At 71.3% G+C, this 14,573-nt stretch carries 9 protein-coding genes; 4 read left to right on the top strand and 5 right to left on the bottom strand.

Translation table 11 applies throughout. The features are described 5' to 3' along the window. Window positions 1–277 precede the first annotated feature (277 nt). From M3Q35_RS30200 to M3Q35_RS30190, 3 genes are all read left to right on the top strand, one after another. Complete coding sequence (locus M3Q35_RS30200) at window positions 278–847, top strand: helix-turn-helix transcriptional regulator (protein WP_273935956.1); 570 nt, start codon at window positions 278–280, stop codon at window positions 845–847. 78 nt (window positions 848–925) lie between these two features. Next, window positions 926–3,910, top strand: a complete 2,985-nt coding sequence (locus M3Q35_RS30195; protein WP_273935955.1) for an AfsR/SARP family transcriptional regulator — start codon at window positions 926–928, stop codon at window positions 3,908–3,910. Window positions 3,911–3,950: 40 nt separating this feature from the next. Beyond that, complete coding sequence (locus tag M3Q35_RS30190; protein ID WP_273935954.1) at window positions 3,951–6,254, top strand: hypothetical protein; 2,304 nt, start codon at window positions 3,951–3,953, stop codon at window positions 6,252–6,254. On the opposite strand, the gene M3Q35_RS30185 is transcribed toward M3Q35_RS30190, so the two are convergent. Continuing rightward, window positions 6,237–7,355: an FAD-dependent oxidoreductase gene (locus M3Q35_RS30185; RefSeq protein ID WP_273935953.1), complete on the bottom strand. Its 1,119-nt coding sequence runs from the start codon at window positions 7,353–7,355 to the stop codon at window positions 6,237–6,239. The genes M3Q35_RS30190 and M3Q35_RS30185 overlap by 18 nt on opposite strands. 76 nt (window positions 7,356–7,431) lie before the next feature. Here M3Q35_RS30185 and M3Q35_RS30180 point away from each other — a divergent pair, with 76 nt between their 5' ends. Continuing rightward, window positions 7,432–7,983 carry a TetR family transcriptional regulator gene (locus M3Q35_RS30180; protein ID WP_273935952.1) on the top strand — a complete coding sequence of 184 codons (552 nt, stop codon included), beginning with the start codon at window positions 7,432–7,434 and terminating at the stop codon, window positions 7,981–7,983. Here the strand turns inward: M3Q35_RS30180 and M3Q35_RS30175 are convergent. The 4 genes from M3Q35_RS30175 to M3Q35_RS30160 form a co-directional block, all read right to left on the bottom strand. Next, a complete protein-coding gene (locus M3Q35_RS30175) occupies window positions 7,964–8,353 on the bottom strand; it encodes a hypothetical protein (protein ID WP_273935951.1) in 390 nt (129 codons plus the stop codon). The two genes, M3Q35_RS30180 and M3Q35_RS30175, sit on opposite strands and share 20 nt — an antisense overlap. 198 nt (window positions 8,354–8,551) lie before the next feature. Further along, window positions 8,552–9,619 (bottom strand): hypothetical protein, encoded by a 1,068-nt coding sequence (locus tag M3Q35_RS30170; protein WP_273935950.1) that lies wholly within the window; start codon window positions 9,617–9,619, stop codon window positions 8,552–8,554. Between the two features lie 10 nt (window positions 9,620–9,629). After that, window positions 9,630–11,504: a S8 family serine peptidase gene (locus M3Q35_RS30165; RefSeq protein ID WP_273935949.1), complete on the bottom strand. Its 1,875-nt coding sequence runs from the start codon at window positions 11,502–11,504 to the stop codon at window positions 9,630–9,632. Window positions 11,505–11,729: 225 nt separating this feature from the next. Beyond that, the gene (locus M3Q35_RS30160) at window positions 11,730–14,558 is read right to left on the bottom strand and encodes an AfsR/SARP family transcriptional regulator (protein ID WP_273935948.1); all 2,829 of its coding nucleotides are present in this window, start codon (window positions 14,556–14,558) and stop codon (window positions 11,730–11,732) included. Window positions 14,559–14,573: the final 15 nt, after the last annotated feature.

The raw sequence follows: 14,573 nt of genomic DNA, 5'->3' as shown, positions 1-14,573 counted from the left end.
TTCGCCACCGCGGCCGCTGTAACCCCGGTTCATATCTTGGGATGTTTCTGTCGGACTTCGATGTATGTCTCCGTCCCGCCGGTACACGCTGATTGGCCCCCTGACAAGGGGGCATCGGGCAGCACTTCACGGCATGGAGTCACCGTGAAGAGTTCGAGAAGTGGGGCCCGACACACTCAGCTACAGGAGGGATCACGGGGGTCATCCCATAGGAGGAGCAACGGTGGAGCGAGTTCGGGTAGGGGTTCACGCGGGAGACCCGATCACCCTGGCGGGAGTGGCCAGCCACCTGCGCGCACGTCCGGAATTCCAGCTGGTGGGGGAGCGCCAGTTCGGCGAGGCGGCCGTGCTCGTGGTGTGTGCCGACGTGGTGACCTCGGAGGTCATGTCGGCGCTGCGCCGGTTCACCGAGAACTCGTCGGCCCGCTGCGTGCTGGTGACCAACGAGCTGCGCCAGGCCGACCTGCTCGCCGCTGTGGAGTGCCGGGTGGTGAGTGTGCTGCCCAGGGCGGACGCGACCGGCGACCGCTTGGCCGGTGCGGTGGTCGCCGCGGCGAGGGGCCGCGGCGACCTGCCGCCCGACCTGCTGGGCGAGCTGCTGTCCCAGGTGGAGCGGTTGCAGCGGGACGTGCTCGGCCCGCGCGGCCTGACCACGTCGGGGCTGGCCCCGCGCGAGGTCGACGTGCTGCGGCTGATGGCCGAGGGCTGGGACACCGCGGAGATCGCGGAGAAGCTGTCCTATTCGGAGCGCACCGTGAAGAATGTCGTGTATGCGGTGATGAGCCGGCTGGGGCTGCGCAACCGTCCGCACGCGGTCGCCTACGCCTTGCGAGCAGGAGTTATCTAGGCCCCGTTTTGGGCCGATCGGTGGTCACCTGATCACGATGTTTGGCCATGGGGGTGTCAGGCGGCCACAATCGCTTGCGTGCCGAGTACCTCGACCACGAGCGAGCCCCTGCGGTTCACGCTGCTCGGCCCGGTCCGGGTGTGGCGTGGCGACCGTGAACTGACGCTGGGTCCGCCGCAGCGCAAGGCCGTCCTCGCGACCCTGCTGCTGCGGGCGGACCAGGTGGTCACCGCCTCCGAGCTCGTCGACGCCGTCTGGGGTGAGTCGGCGCCGGCGAGCGTGCATGGAGTCGTGCAGACGCACGTGTCGATGCTCAGGAATGTGCTGGAGCCGGATCGGCCCCGGCGGGGCCAGGCCAATGTGCTGCGTTCGGTCGGCAACGGCTACTCACTGGCCGTCGGCGGCGCGAGCTACGACCTGAGCGAGTTCGAGCAGACGTTGGAGCTGGCCCGCCGGCAGCGTGAAGAGGGCAACGCCCGCGACGCCGTCGAGTGGTACGCCAAGGCGCTGGGCCTGTGGCGGGGCGAGCCGCTGTCGTCCATCCCGGGCCCGGGCGCGGTGATCGAACGGGCCCGGCTGAGCGAGATCGTGCTCGGCGTCCAGGAGGAGCGCCTCGAGCTGATGGTCGCGCTCGGCCGGCACACCGCCGCCGTCACCGAGCTGGCCGCGCTGACCAGCGCCCACCCCGTCCGCGAACGTTTGCGGGCGCTGCACATGAAGGCTCTGTCACGCAGCGGCCGCCGGGCCGACGCGCTCCAGGTCTACACCGACACCCGTCGGGTGATGGTCGACGAGCTGGGCATCGAACCCGGCTCCGAGCTGCGGGAACTGCATCACCGGCTGCTGGCCGTGGACGAACCACGGCCGGCGCAACCGCCGATGGCACCGGCGCCGGCTCAACCGAGCCGCCGGCCGATCGTGCCCTTCATGGACGAACCGCTGCCGGCCCCGGTCTCGCCCGCCCAGCTCCCGGCCGACGTCGCCGACTTCACGGGCCGCACCGCGCTCGTGAAGCGCCTCGTCGCGATGCTGACGCCTCGTACGCACCGAACCGCGCCGCCCCGGGCGCTGGTCGCCGGCATCGGCGGCGTGGGCAAGACAGCGCTGGCCGTGCACGCCGCGCACCAGGTGCGCCAGCACTACCCCGACGGCCAGCTGTACGTGGACCTGCGGGGCGCCGGCCCGGACGCCGCCGACCCGCTCAACGTGCTCAGCGCCTTCCTGCGGGCCTTCGGCGTCTCCCCGAACTCCACGCCGGCCGACCTGGACGAGCGGGCCGCGATGTACCGCTCGGTCCTCGCGCAGCGGCGGGTCCTGGTGGTGCTGGACGACGCCGCCGACGCGGCCCAGATCCAGCACCTGTTGCCCGGCTCGGCGACGTGCGGCGTGCTGGTCACCAGCCGCCGCCGGCTGCCCGAGATGCAGTGGGACGAGCAGGCCGAGCTGGAGGGCATGTCCCGTGAAGAGGCCCTGACCCTGTTCAGCCGCACCATCGGCGCGGAGCGGTCCGGCCAGGAGCCGGAAGCCGTGGCCGAGGTGGTGGACGCCTGCGGACGGCTGCCGCTGGCGTTGCGTATCACCGCCGCCAAGCTGGTCGACCGGCCGCAGTGGACGGTCCGCTCGATGGCCGACAAGCTCGCACGAGAAAGGGGCAGGCTGTCGGAGTTACGGGTGGGGAGCCTCGAGGTCGAGGCCACCTTTCACCTGGGCTACGGGCAGCTCGACGCCCCGTCCGCCCGCACCTTCCGGCTGATGTCGCTGGCCGACGGGCCCGGTCTGTCGCTGCCGGCGGCGGCCGCGCTGGTCGGCGAGCCGGAGCCGAGCGCGGAGCCGGTGGTGGAGCGCCTGGTCGACCTGAACATGGTGGCCAGCCCCGCGCCCGAGCACTACGCGTACCACGACCTGTTGCGGCTGTTCGCCCGTCAGCGGGCGGCGCAGACCGACAGCAAGCAGGACCGCATCGACGCCATGGTCCGGCTGGGCGACCACTACCTGGGCACCGCGGCCACGGCCGGCTGGCTGATCCAGGCGCCGTCGTGGTCCAAGCAGCGCTTCTGCCAGCGGTCCTTCGTGGACGGCGTGGAGCTGCCCGACCTGAAGTCGGCCTTCACGTGGTTCGAGGACCAGCAGCCGGCGCTGCTGGCCTCCGCCCGGCAGTTCCTCGCCGACCCGGACCTGCCGTCGGACTACGTCGTCGACCTGATCACGTTCCTCGAGCTGTACCTGGCCAACGGCACCCATTTCGGCGAGATCGGGCAGATCGGCGAGCTGGCCGTGCGGGACGCCGAGCGCACCGGCGACCTGCGGGTCGAGGCCTGGGGCCGTCGCAAGGTCGGCGAGGCGCACCTGCGGCGGTTCGAGCTGCCGGCGGCCCAGGAGCAGCTGAGCCGGTCCATCGCCGCCGCCGAGAAGGCCGGCGACGCGGTGGCCCTGGCCACCGCCATGGACCTGTTGGGCAGCGTGGAGTTCCGGATGGGCAACGCCGAGCAGTCCTTGGCCCATCTGGAGCAGGCCCTTGCCGTCGCCCACGACGGAGGGGACGTGGTCCGTGAGGCGTACGTGCTGGGCACGATCGGCCGTACCCAGTCCGATCTGGGCGATTTCGAGCAGGCCATGGCCGCCTGCGAACGCAGCCGTGACCTGCATGAACAACTCGGCAACGAGACCGGCCTGGCCCGCACGCTGTTCATGATGGGCCTGGTCTACCAACGCTTCCGCCGGTTGGTCGAGTCGATCGACCCGTTGGAGGAGTCGCTGGCGGTGTGCCTGGGCATCGAGCAGACCTTCGGCGAGGGCCACAACCTGGTCATGCTGTCCAGGGGCTATCTGGCTGACGGCCGGGCCGAGCAGGCCGCGGCCGCCGCGGCCAGGGCGAAAGAGCTGGGCCAGGCCATCGGCGACGCCCACATGCACGCGATGGCCGTGGCCGAGCTGGGCAAGGCGCTGCACGGGCTGGGCAAGCACGAGCTCGGCGACGAGCACCTGCACAGCGCCCAGACCCTCCTCACGGAGTTGAACTCGCCACAGGCCGCGGCGATTTCTGCCCTCCTGAACAAGAAGTGACGTACCGCAAGCCACCCAATGGGGTGCCAGATTCCCTCGGATGCGGCAGTGTGACGGTGTGCCGATCAGCGACGGGCCCGATGCGGGGGGCGAGGTCATCGAGTTCGACTGCCGTCAGGTGGGATCCGCGCTTGTCGTGTGCTCCCCCAACGGCGCCAGCAAGGCGGCCCGGGTGCTGGCCAACGCCCTGCCCGGAGACCCCGACCGCACGGTCGTGGTGGCCGACTTCCCGCCCGACTCCGGTCCCGAGGTGTGGACCGCCCTGGTCGCCGCGCTGCGCAAGCGCGGCCCGATCCGGCTGGCCGTGTCGAGGGCCGGCAGCGGGGACCTGGGCTCGCCCGCGCAGTGGCTGTCCGACCAGCTGAAGGTCGAGGTCGTCGCGCCGGACGGGGTGCTGCTGCCGGTGCCCGGCGGCTCCGCCTTCGTCATCGACTCGCACGGCGCCGGCTGCTGGTACCGCTTCCGGCCGGGCCACCCGCCGGACCCGATGGGCAGCCGGTTCCCGACCCCGGAGTGGGAGCCGATGACCCCGGGCAAGCCGTGGGCCTCCGGCCGGGCGGGCGTGGCCGAGCCGATCCCGGCCGGGCTGTGGATGCACGCCATGCCGTCGGTGACCGAGGGCCCGAGCCGGGAGCACGCGCGCCCGGTGTTCGCGCTGCCGTGCCGGCCCGAGGTGCTGACGATCGTGCTCGGCGGGCCGGAAGAGCGTCCCGTGCCGCCGGAGGAGATCAGGGCGCTGCTGACGGCACTGCCGATGCCGGCCAGGACCAAGGTGCGCATCGCCCCGTACGGCGTCGCGCCGCTGGGCACCGCCTACGCCGCCGAGCCGATCGGGCAGATCATCGCCGACCTGGTCGGCGAGCGGATCGCCGTCTACTCCGGACTGCCGGTGCTCGGCGCGGACGGCATCGACGTCGTCGCCTACGACGCGGCGGGCCAGCCGTCCTGGCGGCCGTTCACCACGGAGCTGGGCTACTGGCCGCGGACCACGCCCAACGCCATGCCGCCCAGCGTGATCGACCACAGGCCGCCGGTCGGCGGCCTGGTCGCGCTGCGCCCCGGCGTGTACGAGCTGGCCGAGGGCGCGGTGGTGGAGCTGGTCGACAGCGGCCTGTGGATCCGCGACCCGGCCGAGCCGCCGGCCAACAGCCCCGTCCGGACGCTGCCGATGGACCCGCTGTGGGCGCGGATCACCGTTGGCGTGCCGGGCATGCCCACGTCGCCGGAGCTGTTCGCCGCCGCGACGGACCTGTACTCGCGGCTGGACCCCGACACCCAGCGGGCGGTGCGGTTCGTGTTCAGCGACGCCTCGCAGCTGGTGGAGGACAAGCCGGCCGTGCCGGCGCCCGCGCCGCGGCCGCTGGCCGTGGTGGCGTCGGCCAAGACCGTGCCGCCGGCCATCGAGGACACCGACGTCGAAATGCCGCCGGTGGTCGACGACGAGCCCGAATTCGATGAGGACGACGACTTCGAGCACGGCAAGCACTCCGACGACGGTCCGACCGCGATCGTGCCCCAGCACCTGGTGCAGTCGGCGGTGCCGCGTGAGGAACCGGCCGAGACCACAGAAGTCATCGAAGAGCACTTCGACGACGATGAACCGTTCGACGAGGTCGACCCGGACGTCAACCTGGGCGCGCCGGAGCCGGTGGCCGAGCGTGAACCCGAGCCGGAGCCTGAGCCGATCTGGCACCTGCGCAGCACCCAGGCCGAACGGGACTGGGTTCGGCACACGCTGGGCGAGAAGTACGAGGGGCACGCAGCCGCGGTGCTGCGCCTGATCGCGACGCAGCCGGGGCTGCGCACCCCCGAGGACGCCACGCTGGAGGCGGTGGTCACCGACCTCGTCGCGGCGTACATGTACCTGCACACCAGCGAAGAGATGATCAACTCGGCGCTGCGCTCCGGCGAGCCGGGGCCGCTGATGCCGCTGATCCGCTGTGTGGTCTCGGGATTGCGGCGGATGCCGCCGTTCGAGGGTGCGGTGCTGTGCTACGGCAAGGAGACCCTGGACATCGGGGATGTCTTCACGGAGAAGGCTTTCCTCAACACGGCGTCCAAACTGGACGCCGAGCTGCCCGGGCCGGTGGAGTACGTGGTGTGGTCGGTCAACGGCCGCAAGGTGGACGGCATCGGCAATGCCGTCGACCGGGTGGTCTTCCTGCCGGACACGAGGTTCCGCGTGGTCTACGCCAGCAAGACCCGGCTGCTGCTGGTCGAGGACGACGTGGCCGAGCAGTCGCTCGGCCGGCTGGAGCGGGCGGTGGCCGACCGGGAGAGCATGTCCACAGTGGACTATCCCGGCGTCGAGTCGCTGGAGTGGCCGTTAGGCTTCGGCGCGTAGCTTGGCGAAGTTCTGGAACGCCTGCGCGGCGGCCGCTCGGCCGGCCGCGGCGTTCTCGCACATCGTCCGCTCGTAGTCGGCCAACGCGGCCAGCTTCTGCTGCTGACCGTCACGTATGGCGATCAGCTTGTCCGCCAACAGTTCCGCGTCGATCATCGCCAGGTTGGCGCCGAGGCCGCCGGGCGGCGCCGGGTGGCCGGCGTCGCCGAGCAGCGTGACGGCCCGGGTCGGCCAGGGCTCGATCGGGTCGCCCTCCTTGATCGGCGAGACGCCGCTGTTGGCCGTGTCGGCCTGCGCGATCAGCGCATTGAGGTCCGGGTGCCAGTCCTCGATCAGGTCCAGGACCGGTTGCAGGTCAAGGGTTTTCGGTGCGCCGGGAAGCAACAGCACCCAGCGGATGTAGCTCGGGGTGTCCGGCAGCGTGACGTCCGGGGCCAGTTCGGCGGCGGCCTCGACCGGCGGGCGCTGGAACACCATGCGGCCCAGCATCAACTGGACGTCCTTGGCGCTGACCACCGTGCTCCAGCCCGGGATCAGGTGCTCGAAGCCGGCGATCGGGGTGCGGCCGATCGCGCCGTACACCGGGAGGTCGTGGATGCCGATGTGCGGCAACAGTTGCCGGCGAACCGTGGAGCCCGCGCCGTCCGCGCCGACCAGCACGTCGGCGTCGACCGCTGTGCCGTCGGCGAAGTGCGCCCGGACGCGGCCGTCGGCCAGTTCCTCGTAGCGGTCGAGCTTCAGGTCGAAGCGCAGGTGCTCGCCGAGGCCGGCGATCAGCAGGTGCCGCAGCACGTTGCGGTCGTACATGCGGCCCTCGTCGTTGTCCCGTTCCTGCTCGCCGAGGACGTTCAGCTGCGGGTCGACCGCGCGGCCGGTGCGCTCGACCCGGCCGCTCACCGCCTCCAGCAGCGGGTGCAGCCGGGGCCGCACCGCGCCGTACAGCGCGTCGAGCCCCTCGGTGCCGAAGCCGATCCGGTAGCCCTGGAAGCGGGCCTCGATGGCGCTGTCCCGCTCGTAGACCTGCACGTCAATGCCGTTGTCGAGCAGGCGTTGGGCCAGCGCCAGGCCGCCGAGTCCGGCGCCGATGATCACAACCTTCATGATGTGCTTCCCCTAGCGTGTGAACTAAGTTCACGTGAACTTAGTTCACATCGATCGGGATGGCAAGCTGTGCGGCGTGACATCGCGACGGGACGAGGTGCTGGCGGCGGCGCTCGAGCTGCTGGACGAGGTGGGGCTGGATGCGCTGACCACGCGCAAACTGGCCGAGAAGCTCGGCGTGCAACCCGGCGCGCTGTACCGGCACTTCGACAGCAAGCGCTCGCTGCTCAACGCCATGGTGGCGCGGCTGACCGCCTCGGACGAGATGATCGGGGAGCCGCCGGCCGACTGGGCCGGCATCCTCCGGTACGCCGCCGTCGGCGCTCGGGCGACCATGCTGACCCGGCGCGACGGGGCCCGGCTGATGGCCACGTACCTGGTGCCGGCCGACGAGACCGCGCAGCTGTTCTGGCACCGGCTCATCGGCACCCTGACCGCGGCCGGCATCCCCGAGTCCGACGCGATCGTCGCCGTGGACACCGTTTTCGCCTACGTGAACGGCTTCACCATCGAAGAGCAGGCCCGCGACGGACATCCGGCCGATCCGGAGCGGCGGGCCCTGCGGGACAAGGGTTTTCAGGCCGGGCTGGACCTGATCATCGCCGGTGTCACTGCCAGCCGGAACTGACCGACGAGGTACGGCGCACCGCCGCCACCACCGCCTGCCACGGCGGCAGCGGCTTGTTCGGCACCGGGTGGTTGATCCAGCGGGCCGTGGCCAGGTTCTCCGCGCACGGCAAGGCGATCAGCGAACCCATCGGGAACAGGCCGACACCCAGTCTGACCAGGTCGGCCAGCACCGAGTTCGAGGTGGACGTGGCCGGCGCGGTCAGGAAGATCCAGCGCTCCGGGGTGCCCGCGTAGGCGACGACCGGCCCGGACAGCATCGCCATCGACAGCATCGAGTTGACCTCGGCGCCCAACCCGGCCCGCATCCCGATCGCCTCGACGGGATCTCCCACGGTCAGCACCGTCGCCGACCAGTCGAGCAAAGTCATGGGGTGCGTCCTTCCGCCGAGGCGGTACGAGGGCCGGGCAGCACGGTGGGGGCGTGGAGGAGTCGCACCACCCGGCCGTCGTACCGGCGGTGGATTACCACCGCCCGACCACCACGACGCACTACGGAACCCGCCGGTTCACCGGAAAAACCAGCGAGGCCCCGCTGTCAAATGACAGCGGGGCCTCGCGGGCCTTGATCAGGCGAAACTGATCTGGGTCCAGGTTTTTCCGGTGTCGGTGCTGCGGTACAGACCGGTCCCGTTGGTCTGGTACGCCGTGGTGGCGTTGACGAAGGCCAGGTCCGGCGACCACACCTGGCCGTCAATCGTGAACGTGTTCGTCCAGGTCTGGCCGGCATCCTCGGTGCGAAGGAAGAGCGTCACGCCCCCGCCGGTCACCGGCATGACCGCCACCTTGTCGCTGACCAGCGCGAATCCGGCGACGACACCGATCTCCGGGGCCCGGGGAGCGCGGGTGACCTTGCCGCCGGTGGCCGGCGCGGTCACCATGGCCTTGTCCCAGTTGCCGGGCCGGCTGGGCCCGACGGCCTCGCAGATGGCGGCGATGGGCAGCCCGGGCTTGTGCTCGGCGTAGATCGCGGCCTCACCGGCCAGGCACGGATACGGCTGCTGGGTGAAGGACTTGCCGTCCTTGCTGCGCCAGGTGCTGGTCGGCCACGACTGGCCGGCGTTGGTCAGACTGACCTCCAACGCGTCCCCGCCGGCGATCGTCCCCTGCACGTCGTTGACCGGCCGGTGGATCGTCACGCCGGGCACGGGATCGAGCCCGGACGGCCCAGCCGCGTAGAGATCGGTCTGCTCGGGACCGCCGGCGATGGCAAAAACCTTGCCGCGGAAGTACTTCACGTCCCCGATCATCAGCGACGGGCTGTTCGCGTGCACCGCCAACGCCGACCAGTGCTTGCCGGCGTCGGTGGTCTCCATGATCCTGTTGTTGTCGTACACGGCAAAGCGCTTGGCCGACGCCGCGATGACCGTGGGGAAGCCGAAATACTGGTTGTCCGGGCGTTCCAGCTGCGGCACCGGGATCTCGGTCCAGGTCTTGGCGCCGTCAGTGGTGTGCAGCAACGTCTCGCACAGGTCGGGCTGGCCGCAACCGGCCTGTCCCAACACAAAACCCTCGCTGGCGCTGAGCCACGCGGCGTTCTTGGGTACGAATCCGGGCGGTGCCGAGGCATGCGCGACGGCGACGGTGCCGCCGGCGAGCGCGACGGCCGCCACGGCGACGGTGATGAAGCGACGCATCAGAAGTCTCCTAGGGGGCGACGGGCGTGGCGCCGATGGCCTGCAATGCCGGACCGGCCATGACGATGCCGTACCCGGTGACGGTGTCGAAGCCGGCCGGGCCGATGTCGACGGCGCTGCTTACGATGGCCTGACGGACCTGCGCCGGCGTGGCGTTCGGCTTGGCCGACAACAGAAGTCCGGCGATCGCGGCGGCGTACGGGGCCGCGGCCGAGGTGCCGAAGAACGGCTGGAAGTTGGGCACCGTGGTGTTCACGCCGTCGGCGGCGGTGATGTCGGGCTTGGGGCGCGTGGTGCCGCCGGTGGACGTCACGTTGCCACGGGTGATCGGCGTGCCGTCAGGGTTGTAGAACACGTGCCGCGGACCGTCGGAAGTGAAGCGCTCCCAACGACTTCCGGGCCCGAAGGTGCCGGGGTACGGCCCGGTCGGCCCGGTGGGGTCGCCCGGCTCCAGCGGGCCCAAGGCCGTGGCCGCCGGCGCGGCGGCGACGCTGATGGCGGCCGGCACGCCGGCGTGCCCGTAGATCGCGCCGGGCGTGGTGTAGGCCTTCACGTTGTCGGAGTCGACGAACCGGCCCCGGTTCACGCTCAGCGACAGGTAGCGCTTGTCCTTGCCGGCGTAGCGAACCACGGCCAGGAAGTACGGCGCGTTGTGCGCGTACTGGGCGTCGTCGGTGCCGGGCAGCGTCACGCCCTCGATCGGATCCTGGCCGCCGTCCTGCTTGTCCGCGCCGACCGCGACCACGTTGCCGGCCGGGTCGAGCACGTACAGGTCGAAGTCGTTCTTGGCCCCACCCGAGGGATCCGACCAGGACAGGATGGCGACGTCGCCGAGCGAGCCCTTGGACACCGGCTCCAGCGTCTGCACGGCCGAGCCCGGCGCGAAGTCGTGCGCGGTGCCGAACGTGCCGGCGATCGTCTTGCCGGAGTCGGTGAAGTCGCCCTCCCAGTGCCCGGCGGTGCCGTCGGCCGTGTTGCCGTTGTTGCCGGCCGAGGTGAAGTACAGCGCGCCGTCGTTGGTGACGTCGATGACCGACTGGGCGACCGGCCCGTCCTGGAACGGCGACTCGTCGAGGTAGGCGGCGTCGTCGACGATGACCGTGCAGTGCGCGGTGTGCCGCAGCGCGCGGATGTTGTCGGCGTAGGAGGCCTCGCCGTTGAACGCGGTGGCGAAGCCGAGCTTGGCCGCCGGGGCGACGCTGTGCACGATTTCCAGCATCGCGGTGCCCTCGTCCTGCACGCCCTCCTGGCCGGGCAGCACGTCGATGTCCTTGGGCAGCTGGCCGGCGGCCTGCGCGGCGGCCAGCGAGTCGATGCCGTTGGACAGCACGCAGATCTTGGTGTTGGCCCCGTTGACGCCGTACAGCGTGCGGGCGGCATCGGCGCCGTGGGCCTTGTCGCCCTCGAACAGCGTGGCCGGCGGCGGATCAGCCTTGTCCGTCACGGCCTTGGCCGACGCCTTGACCATGCGCACGTCGGCCCGGCCGGCAACGGTATCGATGCCGGCCAACGGCAAAGTGGCCTCGATCGTCCGCAACCGCGTGGACACGTACTTCACGGTGCCGCCGGCATCGCGGATCGCCGCCTGTACCGCCGGCGTCACCGCGGTGACCTGGACGTCCACCGCGATCGCGTCCGGCTTCGCGCTGGTCTTGAAGCGCGGCAACGTGGTGCGTAACCCGGCATCGGCGCGCAGATGCTTCTCGATGACGAACGACATCGACTGCTTCTGCTCGACCGGCGTGAGGTGCTGCTTGAGCTCCATCACCGCCGCGATCCCGGCGTCGGTGCGCTGTTCGGCCGCGTCGGCGGCCGGCACGCCGACCAATGGCGCCGCCACCAGCACCACGGTCGCGACCAAGGCCGCCCTGGCATGAACTGACATCGTCTCTCCACAGTGGATCGAACCCGTGTGACATCGGGGGACGAATGTCGCCCATTGGGTTGATCCCCCGATCGGGGCGATCGTTGCACGCGGTGAGCGCGAAAAGTGTGGATCCGTCGCGTTCGGCGGCCGATGTGTGCCCGTTCGTCAGCCGCCAGGAAATCCGGACAGACCCCTGGTAGACGCGTCTTTTTCTAACGACGTCCGGCAGCGCCCGAGGTTGCCTCAGGCGGCCAGCAAAGCCGCGATCTCGTCGGCCCGCGGGTCACCCAGCTGAGCGAAGATGGCGGCGGCGGCCAGATAGGTCTCACGGGCCGGGGCGAGTTCACCGAGCCCCTGGAGCGCGGTGCCGCAGACCTGGAGCGCGCAGGCCTCGCCGTGCCGGTCGCCGAGCTCGCGGAACACGCTGCACGCCCAGCGGGCGTTGCGCAGCGTCTCGGTGAAGTTGCCCAGGTCGAAGTGGATCCGGGCCAGCTCCAGCCGGCCGAACGCCTCGCAGCGCCGGTCGCCCAGCTCGTGCACGATGTCCAGCGACTTCCGCAGGTGCTCCAGCGCCTGCTCGACCTCGCCCCGGTTGCGGTGCGTGCGGGCCAGCTTGACCAGGGTCATGCCCTCGTAGCGCCGGTCGCCGAGCTCGCTGAAGATGCGGAACGCCTCGCGCAGGTGCCGCAGCGACTCGTCGCCGAGCCGGGAAGCGGCGCCGATGTCGTAGAGCAGCGTGGCGGTGCCCTGCTGGTCACCGAGCCGCTGGGTGATGCCCAGACCCTCCTGGAAACAGCCGAGCGCGTCGTCGTAGCGGTTGCGCCGCCAGTAGGCGTTGCCCAGGCTGCGCAGGGCCAGCGCCTCGATCTCGGCCACGCCCAGCGCCCGCGCGGCGTCCACCGCGACCTGCTGGGTGGCGATCCAGTCCTCCCAGTACGAACGCAGCTCCAGGAAGTAGACCAGCGCGGTCGGCAGCTTCCAGCCGGTCTCGTGATCGCCGAGGCGTCCGGCGGCCAGGCAGGCCGCGACCAGGTTGACCCGTTCCTGCTCCAGCCAGGCCAGGGCGTGGTGGTACGCCGCGAACTCCAGCGGCTCGCAGTGCTCCAGCACCGGCTCCAGCGGGATCGGCCGGTTCTGCGGCATCAGCATCCGGTCGGCCGCCGCCGAGGTGTGCAGGTACCAGGACATCAGCCGGCCGGTGGCGGCCGCCCGCTCCTCGACCGGCTCCTCGGCCACCGCCCGCTCGGTGGCGTACACGCGCAACAGGTCGTGCAGCCGGTAGCGGTCGCGGCCGATGGCCTCCACGAGGTGGCAGCTGCTCAGCCCGTCCAGCATCCGCCGGGTGGCGACCAGCGGCGCACCGGCCAGCGCGGCCGCCGCCGCGGTGCCGATCTCCGGCCCGGGATGCAGGCCCAGCAGCCGGAACGTGCGCGCCGCCTCGGGCTTCAAGGCGTGGTACGACCACGAGAACACCGCTCGCACGGCCGTGGTCTCATCGTCGGGGGAGGCCAGCACGTCCAGTCGGTCCTGCTCGTGGCTCAGCGCCTCGGCCAGGTCGTTCACGGTCATGTGCGGCCGGGCGGCCAGGTTCGCCGCGATGATCCGCAGCGCCAGCGGCAGGTGTCCGCAGTGGCCGGTCAGCGTGGCCAGCGCGTCCGGGCAGCCGGTCAGCCGCTCCTCGCCGACGCTGCGCACCAGCAGTTCACGGGACTCGCCGGCGGACAGCACATCCAGCGTGATCCGGTACGCCCCGTCCCGCGCGACCAGGCCACCGAGCCGGTTGCGGCTGGTCACCAACACCATGCAGGTGTGCGAGCCGGGCAGCAGCGAGCGCAGCTGATCGGTGCTGGCCGCGTTGTCCAGCACGACCAGAATGCGCTTTCCCGCCACCAGACTGCGGTACATGCTGGCCTGTTCCTCGGCCGCGGACGGCACCTGGTGCGGCTCGACGCCGAGGCCGCGCAGCAGCTGGCCCAGCGCGTCCACCGCGGACAGCGGCGGCTGGCTCGGGTCGAAGCCGCGCAGGTTCACGTACAGCTGGCCGTCGGGAAAACGGTCGGCGATGGTGTGCGCGAAGTGCACGGCCAGCGCGGTCTTGCCGATGCCGGCGATGCCGTCGATGGCCGCGATCAGCACGCCGCGCTCGGTGGTGTCCAGATGCCGGCGCAGCAGCGCCAGTTCGGTCTCCCGGCCGGTGAAGGTGTTGATGTCGTGCGGCAACTGGGCCGGCACGATCCGTCCGGACGGCACCGGCACGGCGGCCGGCGCCGGCCGCGGCGTGCGGTCGGACAGGTCGGGGTCGTTGGCCAGGATCTGCTCGTGCAGCTGGCGCAGCGCCGGCCCGGGCTGCACGCCGAGCTCGTTGGCCAGCGTGCGCCGCGTCTCGGCGTACACCTCCAGCGCCTCGGCCTGCCGCCCGCAGCGGTAGAGGCCGCTCATCAGCAGCCCGCGCAGCTTCTCCCGCAACGGATGCTCGTGCACCACGCGGGACAGCTCGGCCACCACGTCGGTGGCCCGCCCGGTGCGCAACATGAGTTCTGCTCGATGTTCCACGGCGGTCAGATACAGCTCGGCCAGCCGGGTCCGCTCGATTTCCGAGAACGGGCCGGGAATGCCGGACAGCGGCGCGCCGCGCCACAGCGCGATAGCGCTTTCCACGTGGCACAGCGAGGTTTGCGTGTCCGCACCGGCCTGCCGCATGGCGGCCAGGTGCGATTCGAAGGCGGTCAGGTCGACCTGCGCCTCGGACAGCCGCAGCAGGTAGCCCGAGCCGGCGCTGGCCAGCACCTGGGACGGCGCGCGGTTGGTGCGGTCCGGCTCGAGCGCGCGGCGCAGGCCGGCGATGTAGGTGTGCACGCTGCCCTCGGCACTGGCCGGCGGGTGCTCGCCCCAGATCGAGTCGATCAGCTCCGTGCGGGACACGGCCCGGCCGGCGTTGCTGGCCAGCACCGCGAGCACTGCTCTCTGCCGGGGCGCGCCGAGCTCGATCTCCACGTCCCCGCGCCACGCGCGCACCGGACCCAGCACCTCGACCCTGATGGTCGGGACCGGATCGGTCTCGGGGACGGGCATCTCGCCTCCTGTTCG

It is taken from the genome of Kutzneria chonburiensis, assembly GCF_028622115.1.
Taxonomy (GTDB): Bacteria; Actinomycetota; Actinomycetes; order Mycobacteriales; family Pseudonocardiaceae; genus Kutzneria; species Kutzneria chonburiensis.
This window is presented reverse-complemented; position numbering and strand designations above follow the sequence as displayed.